Source organism: Pseudomonas sp. LY-1 (genome assembly GCF_053502595.1).
Map to the genome: position 1 here is coordinate 3,089,590 of NZ_CP094353.1, position 23,101 is coordinate 3,112,690.

Sequence of the window (23,101 nt, forward strand, 5' to 3'; positions counted from 1 at the left end):
AAAAAGGAGCTTCACATGGCAATTCCCGTTTACCTCTGGCTGCAAGACGACGGCGGCGCAACTATCAAGGGTTCGGTGAACGTGCAACAACGCGAGGGCAGCATCGAGGTGGTTGCCCAGGATCACAGTCTGTACATCCCCACCGACAACAACACCGGGAAATTGACCGGTACGCGGGTTCACACCCCGTTTCTGTTTTCCAAGGAAATCGATGCCTCCAGCCCCTATCTCTACAAGGCGGTCACCACCGGGCAAACCCTCAAGAGTGCCGAGTTCAAGTGGTACCGCATCGACGATGCGGGGCAGGAGGTCGAGTACTTCATCACCAAACTCGAAGAGGTCAAGGTCGTGAAAGTCGCGCCGAAAATGCACGACGTCAAAGACCCCAGCAAAGAGAAGCACAACCACCTCGAGCAGGTGGAGTTGCGTTACGAGAAGGTCACCTGGACCTACAAGGACGGCAACATCATCCACTCCGATTCGTGGAATGAACGCCAAAGCGCTTGATACGCCCGGAGCAGCAGGTGGGTCTTTGCCTGCTGGCTCCCGGTGTGCTGGGTTGAGCGTCCGTTCGCGGGCGTTCAGCCAAACACATCGAGTTTCCAACCCGTGGCTGGTGTTAAAGATCACGTACCACCATCACCGAACAAGGATGTAGCCGTATGGCCCAGAATTCCACGCGCTTGCTTCGTCGTCTCAACCCTTACTGCGCCCAGGCGTTGAGTGCAGCGGCCACGCTGTGCCAAAGCCGTGCCCACGCGCAGATCACCGTTGAACACTGGCTACTCAAGTTGCTGGGGCAAGGTGAAGGCGACCTGACCGTGATCGCACGTCGCTATGAGTGGAATATGGAGACGTTGTGGTATGGCTTGCTGGAGCACATCGATCGTCTGCCGCGTAGCGTGCAGAGCAAGCCGCAGCTGTCGGCGCCATTGCAGCAACTGATCAAAAATGCCTGGTTGCGTGCCTCATTGGACGAGCACAACGACAGCCTGCGTTCCGTACATCTGCTGAGCGCGTTGATGGAGACGCCCAACCTGCTGGCGTGCGAAGCCGTATGGCCTTTGCTCAGCCTCAGTGAGGTGCAGTTGCAGCGGCTGCAGGTGCTGCTGGACCAAACCTCCGAAGAGCGCCCCGCGGTGCAGACGTCAGTGACCGCGGGGCCTTCAAGTGAACTCGCCATACTCCCGCCCAGCGTGTCGAAAGACGACGCGTTAGCGGCGCTGCTGGACAGGTTTACCCAGGACCTGACCGCCAAGGCCGCGCAAGGGAAGATCGACCCGGTGTTCGGCCGCGATGATGAAATCCGTCAGGTCATTGACATCCTCAGCCGTCGGCGCAAAAACAATCCGATCCTGGTGGGCGAGCCTGGTGTCGGCAAAACGGCGCTGGTCGAAGGCCTGGCGTTGAGCATTGCCCAAGGCAAGGTGCCGGACAGTCTCAAAACAGTCAGTGTGCGTACCCTTGACCTGGGATTGTTGCAAGCCGGCGCTGGCGTCAAGGGCGAGTTCGAACAACGCCTGAAAAACGTGATCGACGCCGTACAGCAGTGCGAACAACCGGTGCTGTTGTTTATCGATGAGGCCCATACCCTGGTCGGGGCCGGCAACCAGGCCGGCGGCGCCGATGCGGCCAACCTGCTCAAGCCCGCTCTGGCCCGTGGCGAGTTGCGCACCATCGCCGCGACCACCTGGAGTGAATACAAGCAGTATTTCGAGCGTGATGCCGCTTTGGAAAGACGCTTTCAAATGGTCAAGGTCGAGGAACCGGACGACGCGAATGCTTGCCTGATGTTACGCGGGCTCAAGGCGCGCTACGCCAGCCATCACGGTGTGCATATCCAGGATGCGGCAGTGCAGGCGGCGGTCAGCCTGTCGAGGCGCTACCTGACGGGGCGCCAGTTGCCGGACAAAGCCGTCGACCTGCTGGACACCGCTAGCGCCCGGGTGTGCATGAGCCTGGACTGCGAACCGCAGGCGTTGCGCCGTCTGAGTGCCCTGCAAGTGGCCCTGGAACTGGAGGGCCAAGCGCTGGAGCAGGATCAGCGGCTTGGCGGCCACAGCGTGGATGAGCGTCTGGCGACGATTGCCGCGCAACACGCCGATCTGCAACGTCAGCACGCCGATCTGGAACAGCAATACCGCCAAGAACTCGATCTGGCCCAACAATTGATTGCTGCGCGCCAGGCGCAGCCACCGCAGCGGGATACCTGTGCACAGTTGCAACGGCAGTTGAGTGACATTCAAGGCAGCCAGCCACTGCTGTCTTTGGATGTCGATGCACGTAGCGTGGCGCAAGTCATCGCCGACTGGACCGGCGTGCCACTGGGCAGCTTACTCAAGGACGAGCAGGCCAATCTGCTGCTGCTCGAACAGCAATTGCAAGCGCGCGTGATCGGCCAGGCTCCGGCCTTGAGTGCCTTGGCTCAGCGCCTGCGTGCGGCCAAAACCGGGCTCACCGATGAGAAGGCGCCGTTGGGCGTGTTCCTGCTGGTCGGCACCAGCGGCGTAGGCAAGACCGAAACGGCGCTGGCCTTGGCCGACAGCCTGTTCGGCGGCGAAAAATCACTGATCACCCTCAACTTTTCCGAGTACCAGGAAGCCCACACAGTCAGTCAACTCAAAGGCTCGCCACCCGGCTACGTCGGCTACGGCCGGGGCGGTGTATTGACCGAAGCCGTGCGCCAGCGGCCCTACAGCGTTGTGTTGCTCGACGAGGTGGAAAAGGCGCATCGCGATGTGCTTAACCTGTTCTACCAAGTCTTCGATCGTGGGTTTATGCGCGATGGCGAAGGGCGCGAGATCGACTTCCGTAACACGGTCATTCTGATGACCTCCAACCTTGGCAGCGATCTGCTGCACACCAGCGTGCAGGAACACCCGGAGATACCGGACAGCGTGCTGCATGAACGACTGCGTCCGATCCTGCGCGAACACTTTCAGCCAGCGTTGCTGGCGCGCTTTCAAACCCTGATCTATCGCCCGCTGCAAGCCGACGCACTCAAAGGCATTGTTGCGATCAAGCTGGCCCAGGTCGCTAAGCGCCTGCAGCGTCATTACGGTCTGGATTGCCGGATCGACGACACCCTGAACGACGCCTTGGTTGCCGCCTGCCTGCTACCGGATTCAGGCGCACGCAACATCGACAGCTTGCTTAACGAGCAGCTCCTGCCGGTCCTCAGTCAACACCTGTTGGCGCGTCGAGCGGCGCAACTGCGCACCCACGGCGTGAGCTTGGGCTATAGCGAGGATGAAGGGATCAGTCTGCATTTCAGCGATGTTCAAGACACGGCGCAGGCCGTCGCCCTGGAGGTGTGAACGTGCAGGCTTTCTTCGACCACAGCCGGCACACCTTGAGTGTGCGCAACATCGAAGCCCGTCTCGACGTGTTGGCCTTTGAAGGCCACGAACACCTGAGCCAGCCCTTCACCTATCGCGTGGAATTCACCAGCACCGAACGTGACCTCGCCGCCGAAACCCTGCTTGGCCAGGACGCCCGTTTCAGCCTGCACGCCGCCCCGCAAAAACCACCGGCCTCAGGCTTCAGCGCGCCCGCGGTCAAACCGCTGCGCACCTTGCACGGCGTGGTCACCGGCTTCAAGCGCCAATCCGGCTCGAACGACCAGGCCCGTTATGAAATCACTCTGCAGTCGCGCCTGGCCCTGCTCGGCCAAGGCAGACAATTTCGCATCTACCAGCATCAATCCGTGCCGCAGATCGTCGAAAGCATCCTGCGCAGCCGCCACGACTTTGAAGGCCAGGACTTTCTGTTCAGCCTGAAACGCGACTACCCCAGGCGCGAGCAGGTCATGCAATACGGCGAGAGCGACCTGGCCTTCATCGACCGCCTGCTCGCCGACGTCGGCATCTGGTACCGCTTCACCAGCGACGAACGCCTGGGTATCGATGTGGTCGAGTTCTGCGACGATCAGCGCCTCTACCAGTTTGACATCGCGCTGCCGTATCGCCCGCAATCCGGGTTGGGCAGCAGCGGGCAGGACGCGGTGTGGCACCTGCAATCGAACCACCGGGTGGTCGAACAACAGGTGCATATCCGCGCCTACCACCCCCGCGACGCCGGCGCGCACCTGAGCGGCGAGATCGACCAGAGCCGCGGCTCCAGCGGCACCTACGGCGAGGCCTACCACTACGCCGAGCCCTACACGACCCTCGGCGACCGGCTGGATCAGGACGAAGACCTGCTCAGCGAAAGCGGCTACTTCTACGCACGCCTGCGCCATGAGCGTTACCTCAACGCCCAGACCCAACTCAGCGGCATCACCAGCAGCGCCACGTTAGCGCCGGGGCAGGTGCTGCACATCTCCGGTGGCGCGCCCCAAGCCTTCACACCGGGCGCGGTGATCACCGGCCTGACCACCACCGCCGCCCGCGACAGCAGCTTGGTCGCCACCTTCCAGGCCATACCCTATTCAGACACCGTGTGCTTTCGCCCCGCACTGCAGCCCAAACCCCAAATCGCCGGCACCGTCCCGGCCCGCGTCACCAGCCCACAGGCCAACGACCCCTACGGCCACATCGACTTCGAAGGGCGCTACAAGGTCAACTTCCTGTTCGACCGCGACACCTGGAAACCCGGCGAAGAAAGCCTATGGCTACGCCTGGCCCGCCCCTACGCCGGAGATACCCACGGCCTGCACCTGCCGTTGATTGCAGGGACCGAAGTGGCGATTGCGTTCGAGCAGGGCGACCCGGACCGGCCCTACATCGCGCACGCGTTGCACGATAGCCAGCATGTCGATCATGTGACCTTGCGTAACTACAAACGCAACGTGCTGCGTACCCCGGCGAACAACAAGCTGCGGATGGATGACACGCGGGGGCGGGAGCACGTCAAGCTGAGTACTGAGTATGGAGGTAAGAGCCAGCTGAACCTGGGGCATTTGGTGGATGCCGCGAAACAAAAGCGTGGGGAAGGTTTTGAGTTGCGCACGGATAGTTGGGGCGCGATTCGTGGGGGGAAAGGTTTGTTTATCAGTGCGGATGACCAAGGCCAGGCTCGGGGTGAACAACTCGACATGGTGGCTGCCATTGAGCAACTGAAAAGTGCGCTATCGCTGGCGCGCTCTCTGGCGCAGGCAGCTCGTAGTGCTGGAGTGCAGCCTAGCGATATTGAGAGCCAACTGGATTTGGTTCAGTCACTCATAGGATTGGCGCAATCGGGATTACTGCTGCATGCCCCGGCGGGTATCGGCGTAATGAGTCCTAAAGCCGTGTGTCTGTCTTCCGGAGGAGAGAGCGTGGGTATCATCGCCGCGCACAACGCCGACATCAGCGCCGGACACGATATCACCGCAGCCGCCGAGGGTGGCGTCAGCGTGCTTGCGCAAAGTGCTGACCTGCAATTCAAGGCGGCCCAAGGCAAAGTTGAACTGCACGCTCAAGGCAGTTACCTCCATGCTTTGGCAAAGACCGACGTTAAGATCGAAAGCGTGGAAGGTCGTATAGAAATCAACGCCCCGCAAGAACTGGTGCTCAACTGTGGCGGTGCCTATATCCGTTTAAAGGGCGGTGATATAGAACTAGGGGCGCCAGGCAATATTTATCTAAAAGCTAACCATGTGCAAAAGTTTGGCAGCGCCAGCCTCAATACACCGGCGTCACTGTTGCCGGCGGGTTACTCCGGCGGCTATACCTTGAAAGACGACACGGAGACACCACTGCCATTTAGTCGCTACCGGATAACCACCCAACAAGGTGAGGTATTCAATGGCGTGACGGATAAGCATGGGCAGACGATGAGCGTTCATACCTTATTGCCCGGAGACCTGAAAATTGAATTGCCAGAATCAGTAACACGCTATGACGAACAGCTTCGCTTGATCGGGCCTGATGGCGAGCTTGTAAGTAACTTTAAATATTCGGTCACTCTGGCAGATGGACATGTATTTGAGGGGGTGACAGGTGCGCAGGGTTTTACCCAGCGCTTCGAAACTCAGGAGCCGACACGGATCACGCAAATAGAACTTTTTCTTACGGAGGGTTTCGGGGCTTTCTGCTGCGCTGCGGAAAGCATTAAAACCCCAATGGTCATTGATCTTACGTCAAGTGATGTATCAACTAACGAGGTAGCAATAGGTAGCTCGGTAAAGGAGGTTTCTCTACCTAGAGGCAAGAAGCGCTCTTTGACGCTTGGGGAAATTGCCATGGCAGGAACAATCTTTAAGGATGCTATTGATTATACAAAAGTTGAGGTGCATCACGCTGGGTGGTGGGGGTTCCTGGGGCGGCAGAATACGGCTGCAACTCCTAACGGTAATATGTATTACCCTTCAAGTACTGGGTACTATAGGAATGATTTTTCCGCTACTGATGATGATCGAGATAAAGCGCTATTCATACATGAGATGACCCATGTATGGCAGTACCAGTTGGGTTATCCGGTCAAGCGAATGGGGTTGGTGGTTACGAGTCGTGGCGCACCTGCTTATCGCTATGCTCTGACAGAACAGAGCGTCTTGTCGGACTACAACATGGAGCAGCAAGGTGAAATTATCTCGGATTATTATTTGATTTGTGTGGTGGGCAATCCGCACGGTGTGTGGAATGAACGCAACTTCACCAAAAGTCCAGAGCTTCTTGCGTCGACACTCGAGTCGTTTCTTAAAAAGCCAGTCGACAAAAAACATCTTCCAAGTTGAAAAGGAGGGTTGTATGAAACTTGCACTGTTTTTAACGCTCAGCTTGCCATGGTTAGTAGTCGAAAGTGTTTATGCTGCATCATATGGCCGCAGAGAGGCTGGGAATGTGGTTTCGGTTAATGGTAAACCGGCTATTTGCGTGCCTAGCAATGCTAAGGGCGTCTTTGCAGTGAGCCGCGTATCATTAACAGAAAGCTATATACGAAACCCTCCTACTTGGGGGGCGTCCCTTTTGCCGGGATTTAAACCATTGGAGCTGAGTCCAGGTGCCTGTATCGTTTTAGGTGCCGTGCCTGAGGGGTACGAGTACGACAACTACAAAATCAAAGCCCGCCCTCTGCTGCTTGAAGTTAATCAAACTTATATATTCAGTCTGCGTAATGCATATCGCTCTACTGATAGTTACGACGCCGTCTTCTGTGTCAATAAAACTGCGACCGGAGTCATGGAATATCTTCAGTACACCCGGCTGGCCGATGGAAGCCAGATCATTCCTTCGTGCGGTGGCAACCGTAACACTGATCCATCGAGTCAGGATGGCACAGGAGATATTGATAAATGAATGATTCCCTGCACCGCACGGATACGCTCAATTCGCGCAAGGAGTTTACTGGCGGTAAACAGAAACAGCATTGGATTGAATTCCAGTTGGTGGACGAGCAGGGGGCCCCCCTGGCGAATATGCCTTATCAGGCGATCAACGACGCCATCCGACAGAGGTGCTTCCCCGAATGCTCCGGGCTCAGCGATGCTCAGGGCGTGATTCGTATCGAGGGGCTGCACCCCATCCCCATCACCCTGAAGGTGCAGGCCGATCCTTTTGCCGAGTTGCTGCAAACCCGTCGCTTGCGTGCCCTGCGTGCCGAACCGCATCGGCCTGTAATCGGCAACTGCACCCCATTGTATGGCCCGCAGCGTTCGGGTTTCTCGCCCGTCGAGAAGCAGGCACTCGCGGCAGGTCACCGCTACCACTACCTGCGTATCGGTCAGTTATGCGACCGATTACCGACCCTTGATCCGCCTTTGGAGGACCCGAAGCGGCCTCCGGCCTTTCACTTCCCGGACACGGCATTCAGCGGTTTCACCGTTGAGTACGAAGCGCTGAATCACCGCCACGTGTTGGAAGTTTGCCCCTTCCGCGCCTGGTCGTTGGTGCTGCATCACCAACCCGAATACAGCATGGCCAATGCCTATAACCTTGGGCTGATGGCTAACCTGTCCTACAGCATTGTCGCCCAGAACATGTTGAAGCAACGACCGGGCACCGATCCCAGTATCGTCTCAGGCTCGGTGGAGGAGTTCTTTTTACGTCAGTGTCTGGATCTGTCGCGCACGCCGGTGATGATTGACTCTGGAGGGACGCGTCTGCCAGCACTGGTGGTAGACGTCCCCTTCAACCAGCGCTACACCACGGCGGTTATGCTGGATTCGCTGGAGGCCAAGCGACCATCGGGGGCCTCCGAGATTCCGCGGCTCATCATCGAAAACACCCAGTTGTTCTATTGCATCAACCAGACACAAGTGGTTGTGGCCTGGCGCGGGACACAGGAACCCAAGGACTGGCTGACGGATGTGCTGTACCGCCCGATGCCGGCCGATGGCAGCGGCTGTGACTTGAAGTCTGCGTGTACGCCTTTGACTGATGTCGGCAGTGTGCATTATGGGTTTTTGCATGCGTTTGAGGTGGCTAAGAGGTTGTTTCCTAAGCGCTTTGATGACATTCAAAAAGCGGTAGTTGAACAAAAGTTATTTATTTGCGGCCATAGCTTGGGTGGTGCCCTGGCTCTAATCCACTCTGCCGAGCTTATAGATCGCAGCCCTCTACTCTATACCTATGGTATGCCTCGCACCTTTACGGCCAAGGCACTGGAGCGCCTGAAAACGGTGACCCACTTTCGCCATGTCAACGACGCCGACACCATCACCAGCGTGCCACCCGAGGCGGAATTGGATAACTGGCTTTACGATGCCCTGGGGCCGCTGGGCCACGACCTGGGCTACATATGGTCCGTGGGTGAACTGGTGGCCGGCAAACTGGTGCGCTTTGGCGACCCCTACTGGCATCACGGCCAAATCGCCATGTTCTACCGTGCCGACCAGCATGTGGAGTCACGGGCCTCAAATAACCCCGCCGAGCGGAGTAGAGAAGGCCTGGGCGCGCCTTACCACACCACCATTCTTAAGCGTTTGCCACACCGAACCCGCCTCTATCTGGTGCCCAGTCTGAACGATGAGTTCAGCCGCTTCGCCCGTGAAGAGCAGAAGACCCTCATTCGCTCGATGAGCCGGGAAAGTCTGACTCGGTTCTTTCCGTCACACACCAATCCTGAACGCAGCACTCTCCGCAGTAACCCGATGGATCACTCGATGGTCGCTGCCTACTTACCCTTCTTGCACAACCAGTTGCTGGAGTTGAGCGATCCCGACCGGCCACTGGAGCGCAAGGCGCAACGGGCGAAGTTCGAGACGCAGATGCATGGGGTGGGCGTCCCCGAAGCGGAAAAACACCGCAACGAGCAGTTCCTTGCCTTGCAGAAGTTGTTACCCATGGCCTTGCGCATGACTCAAGACCTGGAAGGCGGTCCTGAAGCCCTGCAGCGCTTCTGCCGCGAGCGCGAATTTGGCGTGATGATCGAGATCACCCAGGCCTGAATCTACGCATCCGGGGTGCAACAGCCCACCCAACACACTAGCCATAAGGGAAGACATAAAACCATGAACATTCTGATCCACCCTGCGCAGGGGCCAGTGCAACACGTGAACTATCACGTAGTCGAGGAAATTGGGAGGGGCAGCCAACCCATTCCCTCCCGTTACCCAGATGCGAGAACCGTCGAGTTTCCCGACGCACTGCCAGCGATCACGGAGGAACACAGCCTATGAATGCTCGCCTAAGCCCCATGAGCGGCGCTTTGTTGCTGTTGCTCAGCCTAAACGGTTGCGCCCAGAACCAGGCCTTGGCACCGCCACCGGGTGGAGAGCAGGTCAGCATCGTGGTGAAGGTCCCGCAGAACCTCGCGGCGGAACCCATGCAGGTGATGTACCGCTCGGAGAAATGCCCGATCAAACGCTCCGGGCCAGACTGGACCACTTATGAAGAGGACGGTTACTTGTCCACTACGGTTCAACCGCAACAGCAGGGGCAGAGCGACCTGTATGAGGCCAAGTTGCCCATCAATGGTGGTAGCCGATGCCAGTGGCAACTGAGCAATGTGACTTTTGGCGTTACCTACGCCAATACAACGCACTTTGGCGAGAATGTTAAAGCGGGCCCTGGGGGCGGGGTGATCGTGATGTTCGATCAGCATCTGCCACAACAACGTTCTGCTTTTGAGCCGACGATAGAGGTCAGTGGCGACTTGCTGATCCGTAAGGATTACTACCCTTGGGTAAACGAACAGTTTCTGGGCCGACATGAAAAGCTCGCTTGGATAGTCGGACAGGGTGAAATGTATTCGTATTATCGAGCTCCAACGACGCGAAAGGTGGTTTTCGAGCCTCTGCTACATGCCGACTACGTCGTTTATTCGGTAGGGCCGAAGGTGAAAAAAGAGGGTAATCGCAACATCTTCACCTATTCTGACGGCAGTGTTGTGGTTGGTGGCAGTGACCCAAACTTCAAGAAGCTGCAATCCATTCGCCTGACTGCGGAGAAGGTTCGATGAATCGCATGTTTCCTTCTGCTCAGGCCTTACCGTTAACTCTTTATGTTTTATTCCGGATATCGGATGACGTGAGTCTTAGATAAAGCCTAGTCATGTACTTGTATTGGGTGGTTGCGATGATTTATTTGAGTTTAATTGCGGGTGCTTGCCAGTCTCGCTTTAAAAATATTGCCGGGGTTAGTCTGGGTAGTGGCTGTGCGAAGCGCTTAAAGTTCGGGGTTTTAGGACTTTTTGCCGGACTGCATTCGGGCTGTGCGGCAATAGGGGCGGCAGTTATGAATGGCCCGACTTGCCCTTATCAAGGCGTTCAGCTGGATTTTCATGCGGCGACTGATTGGACCCTGATCAAGGGGAGTAATGGACTGATTATTCCGTTAGCTATTATCGACTTACCTTTTTCTTTTGTTCTCGACACGTTGACTCTTGGGAATGCATTAGATGCTGACAGCGGTGAGCTGAATTGTCCGCGAAAGTTTACGTAGCGCTTGGGCGCTGGCCAGCTAAAAGGTAGTGCGTTTTTGGGGGGGAGTAGTTTTTATTGGTCGAGATCATTTCTCTAACGAATGTTCTGATCGTTTTTATGGAAGCCTGTTTTTCAATGGGCGAGTTTTGGATTGTTTTATTTATGTCCCAGGGATTTGTTTTATTGGGTGATAAAACCACCCACGGTGGAGAAGTGATATCAGCCTCATCCACGATGATCGTAAATGGCAAGCGAGTAGCACTGGTCGGAGACGAGGTTCGTTGCCCGCTGCCGGGGCATGGCGTCAACCGGATTGTCGATGGCTGCCCGGACTGGTCTGAGGGGGATCGGGCGATGGTGATCAACGGCTGCCGCTGCGAGTGCGATTGCCAGGTGATTTCCAGCGCTCTCGATTGCGGGGTGGGTTAGTCATGGGCTGGGATCGTCAGGCACCTCATGTAGTGGAAGCTCCAAAACCGCCTGTGCCGGGTCGTTGGCTATTGGCTGCACTCATAGCGGTACTGGTCTGCGTGCTGCTGTTTTTGCTGCATACCTCCGAACGGATGCCGTTACTGAGTACGCTCAACATTTGGGCATTGTCCGCTTCGCCATTGGTGGTCTGGATCCTGGCGTTCGCTGCGCGTGCCTATGCCTATGGGACTGCGTTGAGCCATTGCCAGTTTCTGGAGGAGGAGGCGCAAAGTGTGCAGCGTTCCTGGCAGGCTTGGGCGCAGCGCTACTTGGCAGTGTCTGCCAGTTGTGTGCTGCTGCCTGATCAGGTGTCTGCAAGTGTATTAACTCAGGGTTCCTTTGATTTGCTTCCCCGCACAGGGCAAGCGCGGCGTATTGCGGCTTTGCCTGTAGGGCCGGAACGTACTCAAGCCGGACTGCAGATGTTGATTCAGGCATTGGTGCCGGCACTGCATGCGTTGCCGACGGGGCGGGAACTACGGGTCACCCTGCTGAGCGATGCCGATCCCCGCGAATACGAAGCCTTGCGCGATACCTGGCAGCAGAGCTTGGTCATCACGATGAGGCTGCCGCTACCCGTAACGGTCACATTGATTAGCGAATTGTCGTACCGGTGGATCGATGAAACGTTGAAGGCCGCCACCGCAGTCATCGACTTGATCCTGGTGCTTCAGGTTCACGGTGAAGACTCTTACTCCGACGGGCTTGCCGCCTTGCTGCTATGCCCGGACAGCCTGGCAATCGCCTTGGAGCTACCGATCACCGCTGGTTTGTTGCGGCCAATGCCATTGGATATCGATGTACTGGACAGTGAATTACCGTTGTTTCTGCAAACCCAAGTGAGTGCTTGCCGGGCAACCGGCATGTTGGCCGACGCCGCCGACTGGCAGCCACTGACCGGAAAAATGCTTGCTGTAGCAGGCGCCCATGGTGCTTCGCTCAACGTGGAGCAGCAGTGGATTCAGGAAAGTCTGTGCGGGCTATCTGGTCCGTTCGGTCACTGGCTAGTAGCTGCGCTGTGTGTGGAAATTGTCCGGCATCAGCGCGAGCCTTTGTTGGTATTGGCACGAGAAGAATCGCGGCACTGGATGAGCACTGTTGTCACGGGAGAGTTGGCATGAAAGTTTGGAGTAATTCATGGCGCCGTGTGGGGGCAGCAGTCTGGGTCATTGTGCTGGTAGCCGCTCTGGGCTGGGTGATCTGGCGTTTTGGCGATCAGATCGGGCTAGCTGAGAATCACCACAAACTGTTGGTTTTTCTACTGATCATCGCCATCGCAATGGGCGGCGTTCTGGCACCACGGTGGTTAGCGCATCTCAAACGTCAAAACCACCGCGAGCAGGGACGTGTGGGTAAGGTCTATCCCCCGGCGGACTCACAGATAGTTTTGCCTCACTCACCGACTACTCACCTCTTAGAGCTGCGCGAGCACCTACGCGAGCACTACGGCCTCTTCTGGCGCCACAAAACCCGCCTGCTGCTCATCATCGGCGAACCCACCGAAATCGAAGCCATCGCCCCCACCCTGGCCGCTCACCAATGGCTCGAAGGCCAAGGCACCATCCTGCTGTGGGGCGGCAGTGCCCAGGCCGCGCTGGATCAGTCTTTCCTCAAACGATGGAGCGGCCTCAGCCGCTGGCGTGCGCTGGACGGAGTCGTCTGGGCGCTAAACGAAACCCAGGCCGCCGACGATGTCGCGATGGGCAAAGGTGTACGCCAGGTGCAGCGCCTTGCCCGTGACTTGCGCTGGCAGTTGCCGTTATCTCTCTGGCAGGTCTGCGGCAGTGCGTGGGCGCAGGACACGCGCAAAGCGCAGCCGGTGGGCTGTCAGTTGCCCGAGCGCTTCTCGGCGGCGGTATTGGACGCCGCGCTGAATCGTTTGCTGGAGCCTTTGCGTCGCGCGGGTTTGGCGCAGATGAACGCGGTGATGAAGGATGATTTTCTGCTGCGTTTGTCGCGGGATTTAAAGGGCGAGGGCATTGATCGTTGGCGTCACACCTTGGCGCACCTGGCCGGCGAATTTGCCCGTGGCGTGCCGTTGCGGGGGGTGTGGTTCAGCCTGCCGGTCCAGCGCTCGCCGCATGATAGCCAACATGAGTGGTCGGTGGCCCCGGTGTGGCATGGCGTACTCGGCGATAACCCCCGTGGCCGTCGGCTGGGCTGGAGCGTGCCGCGAGTTGGCTACGCATTGGCTTTCGGCCTAGCCATGCTGTGGAGCGCAGGACTGCTGCTGTCATTCATCAGCAACCGCACGCAGATCGCCCAGTTACACAGCTCGTTGTCGACCTTGCAGCGCGCATCACAAGGCGACGAACAGCTCCAGGCCCTTCATGAACTGGTCCGCGAATTGGCGCGTCTGGATGATCGCGTTCAAGGCGGCGCTCCGTGGTATCAGCGCTTCGGCCTGAATCAAAACCCAGTTTTGCTTGAAACCGTGTGGCCGCGCTACGTCGAAGCCAACAACCGCCTGATCCGCGACCCGGCCGTCGCCGCTTTACGCCAGCAGCTCACGGCCCTGGTCAAGCTGGCCCCGGACAATCCCGAGCGCGCCGAACGCGCCCGTGCTGCCTACGACCAGCTCAAGGCCTACCTGATGATGGCGCGTCCGGCAAAAGCCGACGCCAGTCTGCTGGTGAAAACCCTCGGCGAAGTCGAGCCTTCCCGTGCGGGCCTCTGGCAAGCCCTGGGCCCCACTTTGTGGCAGTTTTACGCTGAACACCTGGCGGAAAACCCAGCTTGGCGCATCGACACTGACGCACGGCTGGTCGCGCAAGTCCGGCAGGTCCTGCTCGGCCAACTGGGCCAACGCAATGCCGAAGCCAATCTGTACCAACAACTGCTCGATGACGCCGCCCATCACTACCCGGCCCTGGGCCTGCAGCAACTGGTCGGCGACACCGACGCCCAGGCCCTGTTCACCACTGAGGCCAGCGTGCCCGGCGTGTTCACCCGCCGGGCCTGGGAAGGCACGGTGCGCCACGCCATCGATGCGATCGCCGAGGCGCGCCGCGAGGAAATCGATTGGGTGCTCAGCGACCAACCCGCCGATGTCGACACCCGCCTGAGCCCTGACCAACTGCGCGCCCGCCTCACCGAACGCTACTTCCAGGACTACGCCAGCGCCTGGCAGGATCTGCTCAACAGCCTGCGCTGGCAGCAGGCCGCGAGTCTCGATGAGTCAATCGACCAATTGACGCTGATGAGCGACGTGCGCCAATCGCCCTTGATCGCGCTGCTGAACAGCGTGGCCTACCAGGCGCAGGCGGGCAGCCGCCCCCAGGCCCTGGCCGACTCGCTGGTGCAGTCCGCGCAAAAGCTGATCGGGCCGGACAAGGCTCCAGCGATCGAACCGTTGGCCCAGGCCGCCACGGGGCCGCTGGCGGCGACCTTCGGCCCGTTATTGGCGCTGCTGGACAAGTCCAACACGGACGGCCTCAGTCTCCCGGCCTTCCTCACCCGCGTGACACGGGTGCGTTTGAAACTGCAGCAGATCAGCACCGCGCCCGACCCGCTGGAAATGACCCAGGCCCTGGCACAAAGCGTGTTTCAAGGCCGCAGCATCGACCTCACCGACACCCAATCCTATGGTGCCCTGCTGGCCGCCAGCCTGGGCGCGGAGTGGGGTGGGGCGGCGCAGACGCTGTTCGTGCAGCCGCTGGAACAGGCCTGGCAACGCGTGTTGCAACCCTCCGCCGCCGGCCTCAACAGCCACTGGCAGCGCTCGATCGTCAGCCATTGGAACGCCGCCTTCGCCAGCCGCTACCCGTTTGCCGCCACCACCAGCGACGCGTCGTTGCCGATGTTGGGGCAGATGATCCGCGCGGACTCCGGGCGCATCGCACAGTTTTTACAGCAGCAATTGAGCGGCGTGCTGCGCAAGGAAGGTAGCCGTTGGGTAGCCGATCCGCGCCATAGCCAAGGCCTGCGCTTCAACCCGCAGTTTCTGCGCGCGATCAATCAACTGAGCGAACTGGCCGATGTGCTCTACACCGACGGCGGCATGGGGCTGAGCTTTGAACTGCAAGGCAAACCCGTGCGCGACGTGGTGCAAACCACCTTCATCCTCAACGGCGACCGGCACCAGTACTTCAACCAGAAAGAAAACTGGCAGCGTTTCAACTGGCCGGGGCGCAGCGACTATCCCGGCGTGAGCCTCAGCTGGACCAGCGTGCATGCCGGCGAGCGGCTGTTTGGCGACTACCCCGGCCCCTGGGGCCTGATCCGCCTGCTGGAAAACGCCCAGGTCACGCCACTGGACGACGGCAACAGCCGCTACCGCCTGGCCCTCAAGGCGCCCGACGGCCTGAGCCTGACGTGGCACCTGCGCACTGAATTGGATGCGGGGCCGCTGGCGTTGCTCAAACTGCGTGACTTCAGGTTGCCGCAACAGATATTTCTCAATGAGGGCGCCGCAGAAGAACCCTATGCGCAGAACGGGAGTTTCGAACTCCGGTGAATCACTGCCGCCATCGGCGCGCTGACCTAACCAAGGAACACCCTTAACAGGTATTGGATACAAAGGATGTGTAATGCAAAAAATTAAAACTTATCTTCGGGACCATGGCCACGCTCCATTCAAATTCGGCGAGGGGCGTATCAGCGGTTATATCTGCGCTGCACTCGGGCTGTTGAGTCTGCTGGCCGTGTTGTGTTTCTTGCTTCCCGAGTGGCTGACCACGACCGAACTGCGCAAGGTTTACAACGAACAATTGGCGCGTAGCCTGCTACTGCTCGGATTGGCGCTCCTCATCTCCGCGGCGGTCTTTATTCCGCTGGAAAAGCTGTATGCCAAGAATGCGGTGCCGTGGTTATGGCGCTTCCGTGCAGTACACCATTCGAGTACAGCGATGGATTGGCTGGCCGGTTCGCGTGTCCACTTTGTCGAAGTGCTATTGACGCGCACCGCCGTACTGATGCCGCTGATGTTGCTGGGCTTTTCTGCGCAGGCATTGAATGCCTATGTGGTGCTGGTCGGCGTCCAGGCGGTGCTGGCTCATGCCAATGTGTGCATCAAAGGTGGTTGGCTGGAATACGTATTGGTACTTCCACGCTACCACCATTGGCACCATGCCCGTCATCCAGACTACCGCTACAAAAACTATGCGATTCACCTGCCGCTGATCGATAGGGTGTTTGGAACATTCAAATTGCCCGCAAAGGACTGGCCAACGCGCTACGGAGTGTTTGGCGAACCGTTGCCGGACGGCATTCTGCGCCAGCATCTATATCCATTCCAAAAGCGTGTGCAGAAGTGCGGCAAGCATGAGGGTGTAACACAGCCCGCTGGCGTGAGTGAGGGGGCCGAATGAGCCTGCGCACCTTGATCGCCCGCTGCCTTGGGGAGCGTGACGCACTGTCTGTCGCACACGAACACGCCGCCCACTGGCAACCCTGGCTACACCCCATCAGCACCGAATCCCCTGTCGGCGACGACCCCGGCTACGACGATGACTTCCAACGCATGCGCGAAGAAGTCAACAAACTGTCGGGTGCCGATGCCGAGCAGGTTGCCCAACTGGCGCAGAAGCTGCTGACCCAGCGCTGCAAGGACCTGCGCGTCGCCACGTACTACCTGTGGGCGCGCTTGCACAAAGACGGCGAACTCGGTTTGGCGGATGGCTTGAGCCTGTTGGCCGCGCTGGTGGAGCGCTTTGCCGACGCGGTGCTGCCCAGCCGTCCGAACAGCCGCAAGATGGCCCTGGAATGGTTGGCCAGTGGCAAGGTGTTGGACACGCTGTCGCTGTACCCGGAAGTGGTCAAGGCCGAAGCCGAGCGCACCGCCGCCGCGCTCGCCTGGCTGGAGCGCGGCTTGAGTGGGTGGGCGCAGGAGCAGCGTCCGGATCTGCAGCCGCTGTACGCGGCATTGTCGGCGCGACTGGCGCAGTCCGGCGGGATGGACGCATTGGTCCCGCAACACACCGCCAGCCTTGAGTCGACTGTGCATGCCAATGCGTCGCCGCCGACGATGATCAAATCCGGACGGGACCTGTTGGACAGCGGCCGGGCCCTGACGAGCTACCTGCGCGAGCAACCCTTGGGCTGGCTGGCCGCTCACCGACTGATGAAGAGCTTGCGCTGGGACACCGTGCATCAGACGCCGCCTCAGGAGGCCAACGGCAACACGCGCCTGGCGCCGCCGCGTGCAGACTATCGGGCACAGCTCAAGCGTTTGTACCTGCAACAGAACTGGGCGGAGTTGATCGAACAGGTCGAGCGGATGTATGCCGAAGGCGTGAACCATTTCTGGCTCGACCTGCAATGGTACCTGTATCAGGCCTTGAGCAAACAACCCGCACCGCAGGACCGCTGGGCCGCTATCACCAAACGTGACCTGGGCATGTTCCTCGAGCGCCTGCCGGGTCTGGAGGTGCTGTGCTGGAGTGACGGCACCCCGTTCGCCGACGAAACCACCCGCGAGTGGATTGCCCAGCACGTCAGCGGCAACCAACCCCAGCAATGGCTGCCCGTGCCCTCGGCGGTCGTGGCCAGCAGTGATGCGGACATCTTGTCCCTGGAAGGTGAGGCCGTGGCCCAGGCCGACAGCGACGGCGTGGATCACGCGCTGGCGTGGCTGGCTGCGCGGCCCGGTATCGACAGCGGGCGCCAGCGCTGGCTGCTGCGCCTGCTGATGGCGCGGGTGGCCGAACAGCATGGCAAGAGCGACCTGGCCATTCACCTGCTGGGGGAATTGGACACCACCGCGCAACGCCAGGCCCTGACCGACTGGGAGCCGGCGCTGCATTTCGAGGTCAAGGCGCGCCTGCTCAAGCTGCTGCGCGTGAAAGCCCAACGCAACGACGCCGACAAACCCAGCCTGGCGCGGCGCATGGAAACCCTGCTGGCGGCGCTGTTCGCCATCGACCCGGTACGCGCCGCCGTGCTGTGCGGCTAACCCTTATCTATCAGGAGTCGTTCTGTGAACATGGACAATCTCACACTGCGCTATTTCGATGCCGAAATGCGCTACCTGCGCGAGGCCGGCAAGGAATTCGCGGAGGCCTTCCCGGATCGGGCGGCACAGCTCAACCTGGACAAACCGGGGGCGCAAGACCCCTATGTGGAGCGCCTGTTCGAGGGCTTCGCGTTCCTGATGGGCCGCCTGCGGGAAAAACTCGACGATGACCTGCCGGAATTGACCGAAGGCCTGGTCAGCCTGCTCTGGCCACACTATCTGCGCACCATCCCGTCGCTGTCGATCGTCGAACTGGTGCCGGAACTGGCGCAGATGAAGCACAGCGAGTTGATCGCGCAGGGCTTTGAAGTGCTGTCGCAACCCATCGGGCCCCAAAGTACCCGTTGCCGCTACACCACCACCCAGGACCTGGCCCTGCGCCCGCTGGCCCTGGCCTCGGTCGGGCGCGGCTTCGCCCCGGATGGTCGCTCCGTGTTGCGCCTGCGTTTTGCCTGCGGCGCGTTGACCGACTGGAGCCAGATCGACCTGAGTCGCGTGCCGCTGTACCTGAATGCCGAAGCCCCTTTGGCCAGTGCTTTGCATCAGGCGCTGACCTTGAATGTGCAAGCGATGTTCGTGCATTGGCCCGGCCAGACCGAACGCCAGCCGGTGGCCGGGCATTTTGCGCCCAAGGGGTTTGCCGATGAAGACCGGCTGTGGCCCAAGGGCGACAGTGCGTTCAGCGGTTATCAGTTATTGCTGGAGTATTTCAGTTTCCGCGAAAAATTCATGTTCGTGACCCTGTGTGGCCTGGAGCATCTGCAGATTGCTCCCGACGCCGCCTGGTTCGAGCTTGAAGTGGTGTTGCGCGAACCCTGGCCGGCCGATTTCGACCTGAGCCGCGAGCATATCCGCCTGCATGCGGTGCCGGTGATCAACCTGTTCGCGCTGGAGGCCGACCCGCTGACCCTGGCACCGTTGCAAAGCGACTACCTGCTGCGCCCCATGCGTTTGCAGGACGGCCATACCGAGATCTATTCGGTGGACCGCGTGACCGCCTCGCGAAACGCCGAGCGCCAGGACTATGTGCCGTTCAGCAGCTTTCGCCACAAAGGCGGCATGCTGCGCGACGAGGCTCCCGAACGCTACTTCCATACGCGCCTCAAGCGCGCCGCCAATGGCTTGCATGACACCTGGCTGATCCTCGGCGGCGAGGGCTTCGACAGCGACCGCCTGCGCACGCGTGAAAGCCTGTCGTTGCGACTGACCGGCACCCACGGCCAATTGCCGCGCAAGGCGCTGCAAAGCACCGTGCTCGACACGCTGGTGCAAAGCCCCCAGGCCGGTTTGCGGGTGCGCAACCTGTGTGCGCCGAGCTTGCCGTGCTACCCGCCGAACCGCGACCGCTTTCACTGGCGGGTGCTGAGCCACCTGGGCTCGAACTTCCTGCCGATGCTCGACAACGCCGAGGTGTTGCGCGGCACATTGGCCTTGTACGACTGGACGGGCAGCGAACTCAACCGTCGTCGTCTGGCGGCGATCGTCGAGGTCCGTCATCACTTGGTCCAACGTTTCGAGAAAGGCTTTTTGCTACGCGGCGTGGATATCGAGATCACCCTCGATGCCAACGGCTTTTCAGGGGAGGGCGACATCAGCCTGTTCGGCGAGATGCTCAATCGCTTCTTCGCCTTGTATGCCGACATTCATGTGTACACCCAGCTCACGCTGATCCTGCAACCTACTGGAAAGTGCCTGCGATGGAACGAGAATCACAGTCAGCGTATTCCCGGCTGAAAGCCAGCGGTTTGCTGGATGCCTTACAGGGCCAGGTGGCCGAGGCCAATCTGCAGCGTTTTTGCCAGTTGCTGGAACAGGCCTTGCCCGACCATCCGCCGCTGGGCAGCACCGCGCACCCGGCGGATGACGCCGTGCGCTTTCGGCCCGATCCGGGCATGGGCTTTCCGGCCGGCGAGTTGAAGTCGATTGAAATCGATGAAGCGCACCCGGAGCGAGCGGCGACGGTACGCACCCGCTTGCTTGGGTTGTACGGGGTCGATTCGCCGATGCCGACCGTGTACCTGGATGACATCGCGCAGCGTCGGGAGGGGCATGAAGCGCTGGAAGCCTTCCTGGATATGTTCAATCACCGGATCTTCACCCAGTTCTACCGGATCTGGCGCAAGTACTCCTACCCGGCGACGTTCGAAGCGGGCGGCACCGATGCCACCTCGCAATGCCTGCTGGGCCTGATCGGCCTGGGCATTCCCGGCACCGCGCAACAGGTCGCCACGCCGGTCTCGCGTTTTCTGGCCTTGCTCAGCGTGATGCGCCTGCCCACGCGGAATGCACAAGGCATCGTCGCACTGGTCAAATTGCTCGCCCCCGACACCCAGGTGCAGGTGACTCCGCATTGGCCGCAGAACATTACGTTGGCGGTGCCGGCCAGCCTCTCCCGGCAACGTCCGGTGAGCCTGGCCCAGGGCACGCCGCTGGGGCGTATCGGCCGCGACGCCAACAGCCAGTTCGGTCTGACGCTCTATACCGAGCACGCCCAGGAAGCCCGTGGCTGGCTCCCCGACGGCCAGCTACACCGCGACCTGCGGGTGCTGTTGCGCGTTTACCTGGGGTGGCGTTGCACGGCGAAACTGCGCTTGTCGCTGCCGTTGCACAGCCTGCCTGCGCCGGTGTTGGGGCTGGCCACCCTCCGGCTCGGCATGACCGGTGTGCTGGGCTTGGGAGGCAGCGCTTGGCGCACGACGGAACGCGAGACCCTCACGATCAACCTGGGGCGCTACCAAGGCCTTTCGATTAACCCGCGCAACAGGGAGACACAGCATGTCGCGTACCGTTTTTAATCTTGTGCTGCTGGCGGCTTTCACGCTACCGCTCGGCGGTTGTGGGTTGGCCCAGACCGTGGCGGATGGCACGGCATCCACCGCCAAGGCGATCTTCTACAAGCAGGTCAACACCCTGCATCTGGATTTCAGCGCGCGCACGGCGCTGAACACCGATGCCACGGACATGCGTGCGTTGTCGGTGCCGACCCTGGTGCGGGTTTACCAATTGCGCGACAGCAAGGCGGTGGAGCTGGCGACCTACGAAGGCCTGCTGGGCGATGACGAGCGCTTGCTCGCGCGTGCGTTACTGGACAAACACTCGGTGGTGGTAAAGCCCGAAGAAGGCGCTCAGCTGAACGTGCCGATGGACAAGGACACGCAGTTTGTCACGTTGGTGGCGTTGTTTCGCGACCCCGATACCCGGCAGAACAGCTGGCGCCTGACATTGACGCGTGACGACCTCGACCCGGATCGCGCACGGGTGATCGAACTGGGCGATAACCGCTTGATCCTGCGCCCATTGACGAAGGATTGAGCCATGACCGAGTACACCCCTTCGCTCTACGAACGCCTGTTGCAGAATTTCGCCGGTGAACTGGACCTGCCGCGGGTCTGCGAGGCGGACCAGCACACCCTCTCGGTGCTGGACAACCTGCAGCGCATCCTCAACAGCCGAGCGGGCGCGCTCAGCCATCTGCCGGATTACGGGCTGCCGGACATGGGCCTGATCCTGCAAGGGTTGCCCGCCACGGCCCAAGGCCTGATCGGCGTCATGACCGACACGTTGCTCAAGTACGAGCCACGTCTGGCGGCGATCACCATCGAGCTGCTGCCCCAGGTGCTGCCGGGGCATCTGGAGTATGCCCTGGACATGCAATTGAAGGATGGGCAGCACGTGACCTTCGGCACCCGCCTGACCCCCGAAGGCCGGGTGCTGGTGCGTCACTTGAAGCGACAGCATTACCTGTCGAAGCCTTGAACCGATAACGCAAGGGAAACCCGATGACGGCGTTGTTTGAGATGCGTATTCAAGTCGGCGGTGATCCGCGCGGCTTCAGTGAGTTCATCGCTTTGCGCGAGGAATTGGCCAAGCTCAGCCATCCCGCCTGCCCGGATGTGGACTGGGCCAAGGTCGAGCAAGGCTGCCTTGCGCTGTTCCAGCAAAACGGCGCGGAGTTGCACAGCGCGTGCTTTTACACCTTGGCTCGCGGCCAGCGTCATGGGGTCGAGGGCATCACCCAAGGTGTGGCGTTGATCGAGGCGCTGGGCGGCGAGTGGGTGCGCCTGTGGCCGCCGATGGCGTCGGCGCGCGTGGACTTGCTGGGATGGTTGTTCGAGCAACTGCAACTGGTGCTGCGCAGCCGGGCGATGACCGCCCACGGCGTGCCCGCGCTGGTTCAATTGGACCTTGAGTTGGCCCGTTTGCAGGTGCGTTTGCGGGCTCATCTAGACCACCCTCTACAACCGCTGCACGCCCTGCGCTATCAGGTCGGCGGCTTGATCCAGCGCCTGGAGCAAAGCCCCGCGCCGGACGGCACGATGCTCGCGCCGCTCAGGTTGCCGGCGCCGGCGCTGGTGAGCCCCGTGGTGATCCTGCCGCCACCCGCAGTGGTGGCGCGCCGGCCACGCATCGCGCTGTGGGGGCTGGTCGGGGCGCTGATCGTTGCCTTGCTCGCAGGGTTCGGTTGGCGCATGTGGTTGGCCGGTCCAGGCACTGAACCCCTTATGCCCGATCCCGTTCGACTGGACAGCCTGTCGCTGTTCGATGCCGGCAGCGCCACGCTCAAGCCAGGCTCGGCCAAGGTGCTGATCAATGCCCTGGTCGACATCAAAGCCCAACCCGGCTGGCTGATCGTGGTCGCCGGGCATACGGACGCGACCGGTTCCGTCGAACAGAACCTGGCGCTGTCCCATGCCCGCGCCTCTGCCGTGCGCGACTGGATGCAGCGCATGGGCGACATCGCCGACAGTTGCTTTGCCGTCCAGGGCTTCGCGGCCAGTCAGCCGATTGCCAGCAATGAAACCGACGTCGGGCGCGCCGCGAACCGTCGCGTGGATATTCACCTGGTGCCGCAGACAGGGGCCTGCGGCGAGGCCACGGTGGCCGTGGACTGA

The 23,101-nt window shown here is 60.3% G+C and carries 17 protein-coding genes; all 17 read left to right on the forward strand.

Annotated elements, in window-relative coordinates; all coding sequences use genetic code 11:
* The first annotated feature begins 15 nt into the window (after positions 1–15).
* Positions 16–507: an Hcp family type VI secretion system effector gene (locus MOQ67_RS14190; protein ID WP_046383733.1), complete on the forward strand. Its 492-nt coding sequence runs from the start codon at positions 16–18 to the stop codon at positions 505–507.
* A 155-nt stretch (positions 508–662) separates the two neighbouring features.
* A complete protein-coding gene (gene tssH, locus MOQ67_RS14195; protein WP_198717711.1) occupies positions 663–3,317 on the forward strand; it encodes a type VI secretion system ATPase TssH in 2,655 nt (884 codons plus the stop codon).
* Positions 3,314–6,658, forward strand: coding sequence for a type VI secretion system Vgr family protein (locus MOQ67_RS14200; protein ID WP_448675942.1), 3,345 nt, complete (start codon positions 3,314–3,316; stop codon positions 6,656–6,658). Before tssH ends, MOQ67_RS14200 begins: the two co-directional genes overlap by 4 nt.
* A 13-nt stretch (positions 6,659–6,671) precedes the next feature.
* Positions 6,672–7,220, forward strand: coding sequence for a hypothetical protein (locus MOQ67_RS14205; RefSeq protein WP_156176551.1), 549 nt, complete (start codon positions 6,672–6,674; stop codon positions 7,218–7,220).
* Positions 7,217–9,310: a lipase family protein gene (locus MOQ67_RS14210; RefSeq protein ID WP_198718838.1), complete on the forward strand. Its 2,094-nt coding sequence runs from the start codon at positions 7,217–7,219 to the stop codon at positions 9,308–9,310. Before MOQ67_RS14205 ends, MOQ67_RS14210 begins: the two co-directional genes overlap by 4 nt.
* Before the next feature lie 227 nt (positions 9,311–9,537).
* Positions 9,538–10,323: a hypothetical protein gene (locus MOQ67_RS14215; protein WP_232925716.1), complete on the forward strand. Its 786-nt coding sequence runs from the start codon at positions 9,538–9,540 to the stop codon at positions 10,321–10,323.
* A gap of 116 nt (positions 10,324–10,439) precedes the next feature.
* Positions 10,440–10,805 carry a YceK/YidQ family lipoprotein gene (locus tag MOQ67_RS14220; RefSeq protein ID WP_169883957.1) on the forward strand — a complete coding sequence of 122 codons (366 nt, stop codon included), beginning with the start codon at positions 10,440–10,442 and terminating at the stop codon, positions 10,803–10,805.
* A gap of 56 nt (positions 10,806–10,861) precedes the next feature.
* Positions 10,862–11,215: a PAAR domain-containing protein gene (locus tag MOQ67_RS14225; protein WP_226926366.1), complete on the forward strand. Its 354-nt coding sequence runs from the start codon at positions 10,862–10,864 to the stop codon at positions 11,213–11,215.
* Positions 11,216–11,217: 2 nt separating this feature from the next.
* Positions 11,218–12,378, forward strand: coding sequence for a hypothetical protein (locus MOQ67_RS14230; protein ID WP_186357219.1), 1,161 nt, complete (start codon positions 11,218–11,220; stop codon positions 12,376–12,378).
* Positions 12,375–15,713, forward strand: coding sequence for an ImcF-related family protein (locus MOQ67_RS14235; protein ID WP_448675943.1), 3,339 nt, complete (start codon positions 12,375–12,377; stop codon positions 15,711–15,713). Before MOQ67_RS14230 ends, MOQ67_RS14235 begins: the two co-directional genes overlap by 4 nt.
* A gap of 73 nt (positions 15,714–15,786) precedes the next feature.
* Entirely contained in the window at positions 15,787–16,566 is a 780-nt protein-coding gene (locus MOQ67_RS14240; RefSeq protein ID WP_198717948.1) for a sterol desaturase family protein, read from the forward strand.
* A complete protein-coding gene (gene tssA / locus MOQ67_RS14245) occupies positions 16,563–18,149 on the forward strand; it encodes a type VI secretion system protein TssA (RefSeq protein WP_198717949.1) in 1,587 nt (528 codons plus the stop codon). Before MOQ67_RS14240 ends, tssA begins: the two co-directional genes overlap by 4 nt.
* Before the next feature lie 24 nt (positions 18,150–18,173).
* Positions 18,174–19,943 carry a type VI secretion system baseplate subunit TssF gene (tssF, locus tag MOQ67_RS14250; RefSeq protein WP_026139971.1) on the forward strand — a complete coding sequence of 590 codons (1,770 nt, stop codon included), beginning with the start codon at positions 18,174–18,176 and terminating at the stop codon, positions 19,941–19,943.
* Positions 19,907–21,004, forward strand: a complete 1,098-nt coding sequence (gene tssG, locus MOQ67_RS14255) for a type VI secretion system baseplate subunit TssG (RefSeq protein WP_126585535.1) — start codon at positions 19,907–19,909, stop codon at positions 21,002–21,004. The genes tssF and tssG overlap by 37 nt, the downstream gene beginning before the upstream one ends.
* Entirely contained in the window at positions 20,985–21,521 is a 537-nt protein-coding gene (gene tssJ, locus MOQ67_RS14260) for a type VI secretion system lipoprotein TssJ (protein ID WP_193040306.1), read from the forward strand. The genes tssG and tssJ overlap by 20 nt, the downstream gene beginning before the upstream one ends.
* Before the next feature lie 3 nt (positions 21,522–21,524).
* The gene (tssE, locus tag MOQ67_RS14265; RefSeq protein ID WP_198717950.1) at positions 21,525–21,965 is read left to right on the forward strand and encodes a type VI secretion system baseplate subunit TssE; all 441 of its coding nucleotides are present in this window, start codon (positions 21,525–21,527) and stop codon (positions 21,963–21,965) included.
* A gap of 23 nt (positions 21,966–21,988) precedes the next feature.
* The gene (locus tag MOQ67_RS14270) at positions 21,989–23,101 is read left to right on the forward strand and encodes an OmpA family protein (protein WP_104903360.1); all 1,113 of its coding nucleotides are present in this window, start codon (positions 21,989–21,991) and stop codon (positions 23,099–23,101) included.